We start from the raw sequence: 14,388 nt of genomic DNA on the forward strand, positions 1-14,388 counted from the left end.
CAGTTGCGCCATGGAGGACTCGCGCGTGCCTGCTTCGAGTGCGAGCTCGCCGGGCTGGCCCTTGTACGGGCGGGACGAGGAGCTCGCCGGCCTCACGCGTGCGCTGACCGGGAACCGGTGTTCCGGGCTGGTGGTCTTCGGGCAGGCCGGCGTGGGCAAGTCACGCCTGGCCGAGGAGTGCCTGGCCGCGGCGGAGCGGGCGGGCTTCCGTACGGGCCGGGCGGTGGCGAGCACGGCGGCCGCGGCCGTGCCGCTCGGCGCGATCGCGCATCTGCTGCCGGCCGGCGTCGATCTGACCGACCCGGTGCAGGGGTTCGCCGCCGTGGCCGGGGCGCTCCGCGGCGGCGGCGACCACAGGGACCGGTGCGCCGTCTTCGTCGACGACATCCATCTGCTCGACGCGACGTCCGCGATGCTGCTGCGGCAGCTGATGGACGCCGGTGTGATCACCCTCGTCGCCACGATCCGGACCGGGGAGCCCGCCACCGAGGCGGTGCAGGCCCTCACGTCGGGCGAGGCGGTCCGCCATGTGGAGCTGGGCGCGTTCGACATGCAGCGGACCGAGGGTCTGCTGCAGGAGGTGCTCGGCGGACCGGTCGGCCGCAGCACGGTGCGGGAACTGCACGAGGTCTCCGGCGGGAACGTGCTCTTCCTGCGCGAACTCGTGCGCGGAGCACTGGAGAACAAGGCCCTCACCAGCGACGGCGAGGTATGGGAGTCCGGCCCCGGCGCCGGCTGGACGACGCTGCGGCTGGCCGAGCTCATCCGCGTGAAGGTGGACGCCGTCGACGGGCCCGGCCGTGACGCCCTCGAACTCCTCGCCTGCTGCGGGGCGCTCCCCCTCGCCGCCGTCGAAGAAGCCGCCCCGCAGCCCGTGCTGACGGAACTCGAACGCAAGGGTCTGATCGGGTTCGGAACCGACGGACGGCGCACTCGTGTCTCGCTGGCGCACCCCCTCTACGAGGAGGTGCTGCGCGCCGGCGTCCCGGCGCTGCGGCACAGGGCGATCCAGCTCGAACAGGCCGACAGGGTCGAGGCGTTCGGGGCACGCAGACGCGAGGACGCGCTGCGCATCGCGACATGGCGGCTCGACGCCACGGGCAGGGCCGATCCCGCGCTGCTGCTGCGCGCCGCCCGCCTCGCCCACTACGCGCACGACCACCCGCGGACGCTCGCCTTCCTCAACGCGCTGCCCGAGACGCACCACGACACCGGGACCCGGCTGATGCTGGGCGAGGCGTACTTCCTCACGGGCGAATGGGGCCTGGCCGACGCCGTGCTGGCGCAGGCCGCCGACGCCGCCCGCGACGAGGCGGAGCGCATCGGCATCGCCGTGACCAGGACGACGAACCTCCTCGTGAGCAACGCGCCGCTCGCCGAGATCCTCGACGTCAACGAGGCCGCGCGCGCCGCCGCCGCGGAGCCCGTACGCGAACTGCTGCGCGTCAACGAAGGGTTCATACGGCTCGCGAGCGGCCAGCCCGTCGCCGGCCTGGAGTTGCTGGACCTGCTGGAGCCCGACGCCGAGCAGGCGCTCGACAGACGGCTGTGGCTGTGCGCGGCGGCGGTCAGAACCCTCGCCCTCGTCCTCGTCGGCCGCATCGAGGAGGCCGCCGACTGGGCCGAACGCGCCCACGCCGCACACGTGCTGACCGACGAGGAGGCGCGCCCCGCGCACCCGGCCGTGCAGCAGGGAACCATGGTGCTCGCGCTCGCGGAGGCCGGACGGCTCGCTGAGGCCGCGGAGCTCTGCGAGAGCGTGAGCGCCGAACTCGCCCGCCACAGCGCGCTGTTGCGGGTCTTCCCGGCTCTGCTGAGCGCGCGTACGCAGTGGCTCGCCGGCCATCCCGCCACGGCCCGCCGCAGATACGCCGAACTGGCCGCGCTGGCCCGCCGGGAGCACCAGATCAAGCTGCTGAGAATCGCGCTGAGCGGGCTGGCCGCCAGCGCCGCCGTCCTCGGGGACCCCGAGGCGGCCTCGAACGCCCTCGCGGAGCTGGAGGGTCTGGCCGGCGGGCCGCCCGGCTACTTCTCCGTCGGGGAGGAACACCTCGGTGAGGCGTGGCTGCTCGCGGCCGGCGGGCATCACAGCAAGGCCCGGGGCGTGCTGTGCGAGGCGGCCGACGCGGCCCGTTCGACGGGGCACATCACCTCGGAGGGGCTGCTGCTCACGGACGTCGCACGGCTCGGCGGGGCGGCCGACGTCGCGCCGCGCCTCGTCGCGATCGCCCAGCGGTGCGACGGCGAGCTCGCGGCGGCGCGGGCCCGGCTCGCGCTGTCGCTCGCCGCGAACGATCCGGAGCAACTGATGGAGGTCACGGGCGAGTTGGAGGCCCTGGGCGCCCATCTGCCGGCCGCCGAGGCCGCTGCCGCCGCCGCGGGCGTCTGGCGGCGCCGGGGCGAGACGCGTCAGGCCACGGCGGCGTCGGTGCGTTCCGGCGCGATCGCGGAGCGGCACTGCGAGGGTGCCCGCACTCCGCTGCTCGGCACCGTACGCGCCGCTGCCGTGCTGACCGACAGGGAGCGCGAGATCGCCGCCCTGGCCGCCGCCGGTGAGCAGAGCAAGGAGATAGCGGCGGCGCTGAGCCTGTCGGTGCGCACCGTCGACAACCATCTTCAGAAGGCGTACGCCAAGCTCGGCATCGCCACCCGCCGCGAACTCGCCGCCCATCTGGGGCACTCGGGGGCCTCCGGGCCCTCGCGGCCGGGCCCGGGTGCGTGAGACACGGGCGCCGGCGCGCGAGGGCGGGGAGCGCGCGATTCGCCTTCTACGCGTTCTGCGAGGTGCCGGGCAGGAGCTGTTCCGTCCAGATGACCTTGCCGTCCTTGGTGTAGCGGGTGCCCCAGCGCTCGGCGAACTGGGCGACGAGGAAGAGGCCGCGCCCGCCCTCGTCCGTGGCCGCCGCGTAGCGCAGATGCGGTGAGGTGCTGCTGTGGTCGGAGACCTCGCATATGAGGGCGCGGTCGTGGAGCAGCCGCACCTTGATGGGCCCCACCCCGTAGCGGATGGCGTTGGTGATCAGCTCGCTGAGGATCAGCTCCGTGACGAAGCCCTGCTCCTCCAGGCCCCACTCCGCGAGCTGCGAGGAGACGGCGGCGCGCACCCCGGCGACCGCGGAAGGGTCCGGCTCCACGTCCCACTCGGCGACTTGGCCGGCCTCCAGCACCTGCGTACGGGCGACGAGCAGCGCGATGTCGTCGCCCTGCCGGATCGGGAGCAGGGCATCGAGCACGGCGTCGCAGGTCTCCTCGGGCGACTGGTCCGCGTGCGCCACCGCGCTGAGCAGCAGTTCGAGCCCGGCGTCGATGTCGTGGTCACGGCGCTCCACGAGGCCGTCGGTGAACAGGACGAGCCTGCTGCCCTCGGGCAGCTTCAACTCCGCGGTCTCGAAGGGCAGTCCGCCGATGCCCAGCGGCAGGCCGGACGGTACGTCCGGGAACTCGACCGTGCCGCCGGGGTGTGCGAGCGCCGGGGTCGGATGCCCCGCCCTGGCGATGGTGCAGATGCGGGAGACCGGGTCGTAGACCGCGTACAGGCACGTCGCGCCGGTGATGGCGGTCTCGTCGCCCGCCTCGATCGCGTCCTTGTCGATGCGTCCCGCCAACTCGTCGAGGTGGCCGAGGAGTTCGTCGGGCGGCAGGTCGAGGGAGGAGAAGTTGTGCACGGCGGTGCGCAGCCGCCCCATGGTCGCGGCGGCGTGCAGCCCGTGCCCGACGACGTCCCCGACGGCGAGCGCGACGCGGGCGCCGGGCAGCGGGATGACGTCGAACCAGTCGCCGCCGACGCCCTCTTGGGCGGGCAGATAGCGGGAGGCGACCTGGACGGCGTTCTGTTCCGGCAGGGCACGCGGCAGCAGGCTCCGCTGGAGGGCCACCGCCATGCCGTGCTCGCGGGTGTAGCGGCGGGCGTTGTCGATGGACACGGCGGCGCGGGCGGCCAGTTCGGCCGCGAGGGAGAGGTCGTCGTCCTCGAAGGGCTCGGGCTTCTCCGAGCGCCAGAAGTTCACCACGCCCAGCAGCACGCCGCGGGCGCGGAGCGGGGCGGCGATGAGCGAGTGGATCCCGTACTCCAGGATGCGCGCGGTGCGTTCGGCGTCCTGCGCGAGCCAGCCGGGGGACTCGCTCAGCCGCGGCTCGATCACCGCCTGGCCGCTCTCGAAACCGCGGGCCTGCGGCGAGGGCGCGGCGAAATCGATCAACTCGCCCAGCGGATAGAGGGGTTGGTCCTCGCGGATGCCGTGCACGGCGGTGCGCCGCATGGCCGGATTGCCGCCGCCCGGCTCGTCGCCGCGCAGCACCGGCTCGGCCAGGTCGACGGTGACGAAGTCCGCGAAGCGCGGCACGGCGACCTGCGCCAACTCCTCGGCTGTACGCGTCACATCGAGGGTGGTGCCGATGCCGCCGCTCGCGTCGTAGAGCAACGCGAGGCGTTTGCGGGCCACTTCGACCCTGCTGGAGAGCAGGCGCAGCTCGGTGGTGTCGCGGAGCGTCGCGACCCAGCCGGGAGGCCCGCCGTTGCGGTCGGTGGAACGGTTGTTCACGGCCAGCAGCCGGTCCCGGGCGGGCAGCACCTCGTCGGTGGCGACGCGCCCCGGGAAGAGCAGCCGGCTCATGGGCGCCTCCAGGCCCAGCTCGGTGATCTGCCTGCCCTGCGCGTCGGGCGGCAGGTCGAGGAGCCGGGACGCCTCGTCGTTGGCGAGCAGCAGCCGCCCCTCGCCGCTGACGATCAGTACGCCCTCGTGGACGGCGTGCAGCACCGCGTCGTGGTGCTCGTACATGCGCGTCATCTCTAGCGTGCCCAGGCCGTGGGTCTGCCGGCGCAGCCGCCGGCTCACCAGCGCCGTGCCGCCCGTGGCCAGCGCGAGCGCGGCCGCGGCCGCGCCGAGGAGGATCGGAAGCTGCCGGTCTACGACGCCGCTGACCTTCTCCACCTTGATCCCGGCGGAGACGAGGGCGATGACCTTGCCCTTCCGGTCGGTGACCGGCACGACGACCTGGACGATCCGCCCGATGGTGCCCTCGACGGTCTCCGAGTGGACGTGGCCGCGCAGGGCGGGGCCGATGGTGCCGACGAACTTCTTCCCGATCCTGTTCCTGATCGGGTGGGTGTAGCGGATGCCGTCCTTGTTCATCACCACGACGAAGTCGACCCCGGTCCGCTTCCGCGCGGCCTCGGCGGGCCCCTGGAGCCGCGCGCTCGGATCGGAGGTCCGCAACGCGCTCACCGTGCCGGGCGAGTTGGCGAGGGTCTCGGCGACGGCGAGCGAACGGTCGCGCGCGGACTGCGTGCCGTCGCGGCGCACTTGGAGCACCAGGGCGGCCACCGCGGCCACGACGAGCAGCAGGACGACCAGGACTTGAAGGACGAACACCTGCCCGGCGACGCTGCCCTCGCCGAGGAGCGGCCGCCGCAGGCGCCTGCCGGGGGCCAGGGGGGCAGCCAGGGCCCGGAGACGTGTCAGCGGTCCTGCCATTGCCCCTGTTTACACTGCTCGACCCCGCCAGTCGACAGGCAGTCGGCCCGCTCGATCAGATGATGCGTCGCGGTGCCGACTGCCTGCGCGTTCCTCACCTCGTCCTCATCCGGCCTCGGCCGCCGCGGCGTCCGCCTTGCCTGGAGCGGGCTCCTTGGAGAGCGTGGTACCCGGCTCGGCCGTGTTGCGCGGCATGAGCAGCAGCGCGGCCATCGCCAGCACACAGCAGCCGATCATGTACCAGCTGATCCCGACGCTGGAGTCGGTCCTCTCAAGGATGGCCGCGGCGATGAGCGGTGCTGGTCCGCCCGCGATGACCGAGGCGAGCTGGTATCCCAGACCGGCGCCGCTGTAGCGGACGTTCGCCCCGAAGCTCTCCGCGATCAGGGCGGCCTGGGGTCCGTACTGGATGTCGTGGAAGAACAGCGACAGCACGATGGCCAGCATCACCAGCCCGGAGCTGCCCGTGTTGAGCAACGCGAAGTAGGGGAAGGCGAATACGCCCACGCACGCGATGCCGATGCCGTACGTAAGGCGCCGTCCGACGAGGTCGGAGACGTACCCCCACAGCGGGACGCTGATCAGGCCGACGGCCGCGGCGATCAGAGTGTCGTTGAGCAGCGACGCCTCGGACAGCCCGACCTTCTCCGTGCCGTAGGTGAGCACGAAGGTGATGAAGAGGTAGAACGGCGCCTGCTCGGAGAGGCGTACGAAGGCGGAGGTCAGCACCTCGCGGGGCTGCTCGCGCAGCACGCTGAGCACGGGCATGCGCACCACCTCGCGCTCCTGCTTCACCTCCTGGAAGGCAGGGCTCTCCAGCACGCGCAGCCGCACGTACAGACCGATGCCGATCAGCACGACGCTGGCCAGGAAGGGGATGCGCCAGCCCCAGCTGTGGAAGCCGTCGCCGGAGGCCGAACTCATCAGCTTGACCATGCCGGTCGAGGCGAGCAGCCCGAGCGGGACTCCGAGCTGCGGCCAGCTGGCCATCAGCCCGCGGCGGCGCTTCGAGCCCCACTCCATCGAGAGCAGGACCGAGCCGCCCCACTCGCCGCCGACGCCGATGCCCTGCACGATGCGCAGGAGCACGAGCAGCAGCGGCGCGGCGAAGCCGATCGTGGCGTAGCCCGGCAGCAGTCCGATGAGGAAGGTGCTGACGCCCATGAGGACGAGCGTCATCACCAGCGTCGACTTGCGGCCGACGCGGTCTCCGAAGTGGCCGAATATCGCTGCCCCGATGGGACGGGCGGCGAAGCCCACGAACTGCGTGCCGAAGGAGGCGAGCACGCCGACGTACGCGGACTGGCCGGGGAAGAACAGCTGCGGGAAGACCAGGGCGGCAGCGGTGCCGTAGAGGAAGAAGTCGTACCACTCGATGGCTGTGCCGACCGTGCTGGCGACCACCGCGCGGCGTCGCTGGCTGCGTACTGTCTCCGGCTCGCTTACGGGGGTGGACGTGGTCATGGCGCCTCCTCAGGGTGGACTGGCCAGTGATCCACTGAACAAGAGCTGCGGGAAGGTTCGAGCCAACAGGCGCCGCTGTCAAGGGAATGCACCGCGCCGACCGCGGACGAGGGGACGGCGTTCCGCTCGCGTCCCGGCGGCCCGGGTTTCTCAGCGGCTCAGGGCCCCGCGGATCTCGTCGTAGCTCAGCCCGTCCCAGCCGAGGCGGGCGAGGGTGCGGCCGGTGCGCCGGTAGTCCTCGCCGCCCAGCGCGGAGAACAGGCTCACCAGCGCGTCGGTCATCGGCGTGGGAACGGCGGCCCGTTCGGCGAGCTGCGTCAGCGGGACGAGCGTGGAAGCCACGTCCTCTCTGAGGAAGCGGTGGTTCAGGGAGCGCGGCGCGGTGATGTCCCGGTAGACATGCACGCTGCGCATGGCCTCCAGCAGCGACCCGCCCTCACATCCGTAGTAGCGGTCCAGCAGCTCCACCATCGACGGGACGGGGGCGTCGTACGCCTCGCCGACGCGCTGGAACTCCTGCTCCACCCGTTCCATCAGGACGACCGTCCGCTCGGACAGCCCCTCGCGGTAGAAGAGGAGTTCCTCGGCGCGGTCGATGCGGCTGATGTTGGCCAGGGCGATCGTGGCGTGCGCGACCGCCCCGAAGTCCGTGAGCCCGCGCTGCACTTGGCCGCGTGCGGGTTCGAGCCCGGGGAAGAGCCGGCGCAGCCGCTGCCCGTGGCGCTCGGTCGTGGCGCGGTCGATGCCGGTGAACAGGTTCCACTTCTTCTTCCCGTGCACGACGACGCCCTGGTCCTCCCAGGCACGCGCCGCGAACAGCGCGTCCGTCTCCACGACATCGACCCGCGCCGCCCCGCAGCCGGCGAGCGCGTGGCCGAACTCGGCGCTCCCGCACAGCTTTCCGGAGAAGAGCACGACGAGATGGCCGGGCTCCAAGTGAGGCGCGAGCGCGGCGGCGACGGAACGGTAGGCGGTGGTCACGGTGGCGACGAAGAGCACCCGGCACCGCCTGGTCACCTCTCGCAGGTCGTCGCCGACGGCGGCCAGGGGAAAGCTGCCCTGGAGCAGACCGCGGGCCCGGATCGCGCGGGCGCGGGCGATCGCCCGGATCCGTCCGGGACGGCGGGTGTGCAGGTGCACCGACTCGCCGAGGGACGCCAAGTGGGCCGCGAGCGCGAGGCCTTCGCTGCCTGCGCCCAGAACTCCGATGTCGCAGGAGCGGCGTTCCGGCGGCACGCGGCGACACCTCCCCCCTGTTCCGTGGTCTTGGTCTTGGTCTTGGTCTTGTTCATGGTCTCGTTCATGGTCTTGCCGTGACCTGGAGGTAGTCGTCGCGGACCGGAGGTTTTCTCCACGCCGGCGCGATCAAGCGCGGATCGCCTGCGCCCGGATCACTCGGCAGATCGCGTACGCACCGCTCACTCCGCGTTCGCGCCCGGCGGGGTCCGGCGGCCCAGGCGCTCCCGGATCGGGGCGTAGTGACTGACGATCGACGCGCGCAGCCGCGCGCTGTCCGCCGCACCGATCGCGTCCAGCACGGCGACGTGCGCGGCGGCGGTCTGCCGCAGGTCCGTGGCCCCGGGCAGCGCGCCGAGCGCGATCGAGTGGACGTCCCAGAAGGCGCCGGTGAGCTGGACGGCGAGCGCGTTGCCCGTCGTCTGCATGAGGAGGAGGTGGAACTCCCGGTCCTCCGCGAGGAATTCCTCCCCGCGCGCGGCCTTCTCGTGCATCGTGCCGGTCAACCGGCGCATGGAGGCCATGAGTTCGGGCGTCGTCTTCTCGACGATCAGCTCGGCCAGGCTGGTCTCGATGAGCTGGCGCACGTCGATGAGGTCGGCCATGACGTCCTGGTCGTCCTGTGCGTTGAGCAGCCCCCGGAAGGCGAGGGACTCGACCATCGCCGTGAGGCTCAGGCGCCCCACGTAGGTGCCGTAGCCGTGCCGGACCTCGACGATGTCGAGCGCGGAGAGAGTCTTCATCGCCTCGCGGATGCGGGACCTGCTGACGGCAAGCTGCTCGCTGAGCTCGTTCTCGGTGGGCATCGGATCGCCGGGCGCGAGCCGGCCCAGCAGGATGTACTCCTTGATCCGGTCCACCACGGACAGCTCCGCGGAGCGGGAGGCGCGCAGGTCGCCCGAGCCGCGGAGGTGGCGGAGGCCGTGCTCCGCAGGCAGCTTCTTAGCCGGCATCCGAGGGCGGCCCTTCCAGGTCGGGAGCGACCGTTGCTGTCGCCCGGAGAGTGCGTCACGACATCGGACATCCTATGTCCGGCTCGCACCGGGCCCGTCGGGGACGGAGGGGGTCTTGCCGCGACTGCCGGGCACCCTTAGCGTCAGGACATCAGACATCCGACGTCTGATGTGATCGTCGGAGCGTCGATGTGTCGCAGCGTCGCGAGGAGGCGGGCCATGACCGAGAAGGGCGAGGGCCGGGCGGGACGGATCCCCTGGTACCGGGAGATCTCCGGATCGCAGTGGCGGGCCTTCATCGCGGCCTGGCTCGGCTATCTTCTCGACGGCTTCGACTTCGTGATCATCACGCTCGTCCTCACCGAGGTGACGGACGAGTTCGGCCTCTCCGCCGTGACGGGCGCCGCGCTCGTCTCCGCGGCGTTCATCTCCCGGTGGTTCGGCGGACTCGCGCTCGGGGCTCTCGGCGACCGCTTCGGACGCAGGAACGCCATGGTCGTGAGCATCGTCCTGTTCTCCGCGGGCTCCGCGCTGTGCGCGGTCGCGCCCGCGTACTGGGTGCTCTTCGTGGCGCGGCTGCTGATCGGGCTCGGCATGGCCGGCGAGTACGGATCGAGCTCCACGTATGTCATCGAGTCGTGGCCCGAGCATCTGCGCAACAAGGCCTCCGGCTTCCTCATCAGCGGGTTCGCTATCGGTACCGCGCTGTGCGCACAGGTCTACCGGCTGGTGGTGCCGGAGTGGGGCTGGCGGGCGCTGTTCGCCGTCGGCCTCGTGCCGATCGTGCTCGCGCTGTGGCTGCGGCGGGCGCTGCCCGAGTCCGGCGACTGGCAGCGGGCCCGTGACGCGCGCAAGGCGGGGGCGGCCGGGCCGCCGGACATGTTCCGCACCCTCTACAGGAGCGCGCGGGCCCGCGTCGACGTGGGGAACGCCGTGCTCACGCTCGTCGCGTTCGGGGCGCTGCTGCTCGTCTTCGCGGGCATCGTCCACGGCGCGCTGCCGGTGACGGGGCTCGCGCTCGTGGTCACCGCCGTCTTCGTCTGCTTCATGGCGCAGTTCTCGGGACCCCGCTGGCCGACGGGGGTCACGCTGATGATCGTCGTGTTCACGGCGTTCCTGTACTCGTGGCCGATCCAGGCGCTGCTGCCCACCTATCTCAAGACCGACCTCGGACTGGCCGCCGGACACGTCGCCGACCTGCTCTTCTTCTCCGGGTTCGGGGCGGCCGCGGGCTGTGTGCTCGGCGGCTTCCTGGGCGACCGCTTCGGCACGCGCCGGGCGTACTGGGCGGCCCTCGTCGTCTCGCAGGTGCTGGTCTTCCCCGTCTTCCTGGTGGGCGGCGACTCGCTGGTCCTGCTCGGGGCGCTGCTCTTCCTCCAGCAGGTCTTCGGGCAGGGCATCTCCGGGCTGCTGCCGAAGTGGATCGGCGGCTACTTCGGGGTGGAGCAGCGGGCGGCGGGGCTCGGCTTCACGTACAACGTGGGGGCCCTGGGCGGCGCCGTCGCGCCCGTGCTCGGCGCGGGGCTGGCGCAGACGATGCCGCTGGGGACGGCGCTCGCGGTGATCTCGTTCGGACTGACCGCGGTCGTGATCGTCCTCGTCGCCGTGAACGCCCCGTTGCGCGCGCAGCGGATGCTCGTACCGGCGCACGTGTGGGACACCGATGCGCTGGACGTCGTGCCACGCGCCCCCGCTCCGCCCGCAGCACACGAGCCGGGGCGGGAAGGAATGTCCGCATGAGTACATCCACGAACTCCGGCCCCGGGGATCCCGGCGCCGCGGACAAGAGCGCCGCCGATACGGGCGCCTCCGGCACGGGCGCCCGCGACGTGGGCGCCCCCGGCACGGAACCGGGAGGCACCCGCTCCCCGGTCAGCGGCGTCGTGCCGCCCCTCGTCACCCCGCTCACGCCGGACCGCACCCTCGACGTCCCCTCCTTCGAGCGGCTGATCCGGCGGCTCCTCGCAGCGGGTGTCGACGGACTGTTCGTACTCGGCTCGACGGGCGAAGCGGCGTTCTGCACCGACGAGTTGAGACAGCGGGTCATCAGCGAGGCCGTGCGCGTCACGGCGGGGCGCGTGCCGGTGCTCGCGGGCGTCATCGACACCCAGACGGGCCGGATGCTGAAGCACGTCGAGGCCGCGCGCGAGGCCGGTGCGAACGCCGTCGTCGCCACCGCTCCGTTCTATGCCGACACCCACTCGCCGCAGGTCAGGCGCCACTTCGAGATCCTCGGCGAGCGGGCGGGCCTCCCCGTCTACGCGTACGACATCCCGTCCTGCGTACACACCGAGCTCGACCCGGACATGCTCGTCGAGCTGGGGCTGAGCGGCGCGCTGGCCGGGGTGAAGGACTCCTCGGGCGACGACGTCGCCTTCCGGCGGCTCGCGCTGCGCAACCGCGCCGAGGGCGGACCGCTCACGCTCTTCACCGGGCACGAGGTCGTCGTCGACGGCGCCTATCTGGCCGGGGCGGACGGAGTCGTGCCGGGCCTGGGGAACGTCGACCCGGACGGGTACGTACGCATGCACGCGGCCTTCCGCGCCGGTGACTGGGCGGCTGTGCGCAGCGAACAGGACCGGCTGGCCGCGCTGATGGAGATCACCCGCGTCGCGGCGCCGGCCGCCGGATGGGGCGCGGGCGTCGGCGCCTTCAAGACCGCGCTGATGCTCCAGGGAGTCATCGCGCACAACCAGCTGCCCGAGCCGTTCGACGCGCTCGGCGGCGACGACGTGGAGGCCGTCAAGGCGATCCTCGGCACGGCAGGCCTGCTCCCGCCGCCTCCGTGACCCTGGCGTACGGCGCGATTACCCGGCGCTGCGCCTTTTTATGGAGCTGGCAAAACCCAGCAGCCGGTGTTCCTCCCCGTCGTACGCTTCCGGCGCGGCCGGTCCGTGATCACTGGTCCGCCGTGAGACCGCGCTCAGCACGGAAGGAACCCTCGGGTTGTCGCTCTTCACACGCTCGCTCAAGCAGCGGCGGAACAAGGACATGGCATATACGGAGAAGGGCACCAACCCTGAGGAACCACCGCGGGAGGCGCCGGACGAGGAGGACGGAACCGCCTCCGGCGCCGCCGCGGGCACGGACGCGCCCGGCACCGTAGAGACGGGCCAGAACGCAGGCGCGGACCCGGCGGATCCGAAGGCGGCCCCGGCACCGGTCCCGGCCCCGCGCAAGAGCCCGGAGCCGGACGCGAAGGGTCAGGACTCCGGGGAGGCCGACGGCACGGCGGAGGACTCCGGCGGCGCCGAGCCCGAGTCCGGCGCCGCCGACGGTGAGAGCGACGGCGGCGAGAGCGACGCCGGCAACCAGGGTCCCGGCGACGCCGACGGCTCCGGCGACGCCACAGCCGACGCCGACCGCCCCGGCGGCTGGCGCGAGCGGAACCCCAGCGCGGCCCGTGCCGTCACCGCCACGACGACGGGCCTGGCCGTCGTCCTCGTGCTCGGCGCCCTTCTGCTCCCGAACGCCCTGCCGCGCCTGACGCTCACCGCCTTCGTACGCATACCGGTCGAGGGCATATTCGGCGCGGGCGTCCTGCTCGTCCTGCCGCCGCGGGCGAGGCGGTGGACGGCCGTCGTCGCGGGAACCGTCCTCGGCCTGGTGACGATCCTGAAGTGCATCGACATGGGCTTCTACTCGGTGCTCGCCCGCCCCTTCGACCTCGTCCTCGACTGGATCCTCTTCGACGACGCCGAGTCCTTCCTCAAGGACTCCGTCGGGCCGACCGGCGCCTTCCTGGCCGTCATCGGCGTCGTGGTCCTCGCGATCGCGATCGTCGTCCTCATGGCGCTGGCTGTCAGCAGGCTGAGCCGCATCATGGCCCGGCACAGCGCCGTGACGGCCCGTGCCGTCCTCGCGCTCGGAACGGTCTGGATCGTGTGCGCCGTCTTCGGCGTGCAGACGTGGACGGGCGATGTGAACGTGGCGTCCCGCAACACGGCCCTGCTGGTGCAGCACCGCGTGAAGGCCGTCAAGGCCGGCATGGAGGACGGCAAGGCGTTCGCGAAGGCGGCCCGCGTCGACAAGTTCGACAAGACCCCGGGCGACAAGCTGATGCCCGCCCTGCGCGGCAAGAACGTCATCTTCACCTTCATCGAGAGCTACGGCCGCAGCGCGATCGAGGACCCGGAGATGGCTCCGGGCGTCGACCGCGTGCTGTCCGAGCGCACCGACGCGCTCGACAAGGCGGGCTTCTCCTCCAAGAGCGGCTGGCTCACCTCGCCGATCTCGGGTGCCGGCAGCTGGATGGGCCACTCGACCCTGATGTCCGGCCTGTGGGTCGCCAACCAGCAGCGGTACCGCAGCGTCGTCGCGAGCGACCGCCTGACCATCACCCGGGCCTTCCGCAGGACGGGCGACTACCGCATGGTCGGCATCATGCCGGGCGTCAGGCGCTCCTGGCCCGAGGGCAAGTTCTACGGGATGGACCACGTCTACGACTCCCGCGAACTCGGCTACAAGGGCCCGTACTTCAGCTGGTCGCCGGTGCCCGACCAGTTCAGCCTGAAGGCGTTCGAGCGCCTGGAGCACGGCAAGGCGGACCACAAGCCGCTGATGGCGACGATCATCCTCGCCTCCAGCCACAACCCCTGGTCGCCGCTGCCGACGATGCTCCCGTGGAACAAGCTCGGCGACGGCTCCGTCTACCAGGCGATCCACGACGCGGGCGCGCGGCCCACCGAGGTGTGGAAGGACCCGCACCGGGTGCGCGACCAGTACCGCAAGGCCATCCAGTACTCGGTGCGCAGCCTCACCGAGTACGTCGAGAAGTACGGCGACGACGACACCGTGCTCGTCTTCCTCGGCGACCACCAGCCCGTGCCGACCGTCACCGGCCAGAACAAGAGCAAGGACGTGCCGATCTCGATCGTCGCGCACGACAAGAAGGTCATGGACAAGATCTCCGGCTGGGGCTGGGACGACGGCCTCAAGCCGGGCCCCAAGGCGCCGGTCTGGCGGATGGACAAGTTCCGTGACCGCTTCATGACGGCGTACGGGTCGGAGCCCGACTCCAAGCAGGGGGCGAAGAAGGGCGGTTCGGGCGGCTGAGGCGACGGGCCACGTCCGCGCGCGGCGCCGAGCACGTCCGCGCGGTGCGCCCGCCCCGGCTTGCCGAACGCCGAACGCGCGGGCGCACCGGCCCCGTTGACCTGCCGGGAACCTCTCGTCCACAGTGGCGGTCACCTGGGGCCGGGCGTCCTGCGGCCGTCCGGCCGGGGCTTCCATGGGCGAGGAGGACGCGAGCGTGATCCCGA

Annotated in this window: 8 protein-coding genes; 4 read left to right on the plus strand and 4 right to left on the minus strand. The window is 72.2% G+C overall.

What is annotated here, in order from left to right:
- Positions 1 to 10: 10 nt before the first annotated feature.
- Complete coding sequence (locus tag QQM67_RS22505; RefSeq protein ID WP_314175835.1) at positions 11 to 2,722, plus strand: helix-turn-helix transcriptional regulator; 2,712 nt, start codon at positions 11 to 13, stop codon at positions 2,720 to 2,722.
- Positions 2,723 to 2,768: 46 nt separating this feature from the next.
- On the opposite strand, the gene QQM67_RS22510 is transcribed toward QQM67_RS22505, so the two are convergent.
- The 4 genes from QQM67_RS22510 to QQM67_RS22525 all read right to left on the minus strand — a co-directional run bounded on the left by QQM67_RS22510 (position 2,769) and on the right by QQM67_RS22525 (position 9,127).
- Positions 2,769 to 5,474 (minus strand): SpoIIE family protein phosphatase, encoded by a 2,706-nt coding sequence (locus tag QQM67_RS22510; protein WP_314175836.1) that lies wholly within the window; start codon positions 5,472 to 5,474, stop codon positions 2,769 to 2,771.
- Positions 5,475 to 5,579: 105 nt separating this feature from the next.
- Positions 5,580 to 6,938, minus strand: coding sequence for an MFS transporter (locus QQM67_RS22515; RefSeq protein ID WP_314175837.1), 1,359 nt, complete (start codon positions 6,936 to 6,938; stop codon positions 5,580 to 5,582).
- 150 nt (positions 6,939 to 7,088) lie between these two features.
- A complete protein-coding gene (locus tag QQM67_RS22520) occupies positions 7,089 to 8,174 on the minus strand; it encodes an NAD/NADP octopine/nopaline dehydrogenase family protein (RefSeq protein ID WP_314175838.1) in 1,086 nt (361 codons plus the stop codon).
- A gap of 182 nt (positions 8,175 to 8,356) precedes the next feature.
- Positions 8,357 to 9,127: a FadR/GntR family transcriptional regulator gene (locus tag QQM67_RS22525; protein WP_314175839.1), complete on the minus strand. Its 771-nt coding sequence runs from the start codon at positions 9,125 to 9,127 to the stop codon at positions 8,357 to 8,359.
- A 219-nt stretch (positions 9,128 to 9,346) separates the two neighbouring features.
- On the opposite strand from QQM67_RS22525, the gene QQM67_RS22530 reads away from it, so the two are divergent.
- The 3 genes from QQM67_RS22530 to QQM67_RS22540 all read left to right on the plus strand — a co-directional run bounded on the left by QQM67_RS22530 (position 9,347) and on the right by QQM67_RS22540 (position 14,182).
- Positions 9,347 to 10,867 carry an MFS transporter gene (locus QQM67_RS22530; RefSeq protein WP_314175840.1) on the plus strand — a complete coding sequence of 507 codons (1,521 nt, stop codon included), beginning with the start codon at positions 9,347 to 9,349 and terminating at the stop codon, positions 10,865 to 10,867.
- Positions 10,864 to 11,916: a dihydrodipicolinate synthase family protein gene (locus tag QQM67_RS22535; protein WP_314175841.1), complete on the plus strand. Its 1,053-nt coding sequence runs from the start codon at positions 10,864 to 10,866 to the stop codon at positions 11,914 to 11,916. Before QQM67_RS22530 ends, QQM67_RS22535 begins: the two co-directional genes overlap by 4 nt.
- 157 nt (positions 11,917 to 12,073) lie before the next feature.
- Entirely contained in the window at positions 12,074 to 14,182 is a 2,109-nt protein-coding gene (locus QQM67_RS22540; protein WP_314175842.1) for an alkaline phosphatase family protein, read from the plus strand.
- Positions 14,183 to 14,388: the final 206 nt, after the last annotated feature.

The organism is Streptomyces winkii, assembly GCF_032248595.1.
Taxonomy (GTDB): Bacteria; Actinomycetota; Actinomycetes; order Streptomycetales; family Streptomycetaceae; genus Streptomyces; species Streptomyces winkii.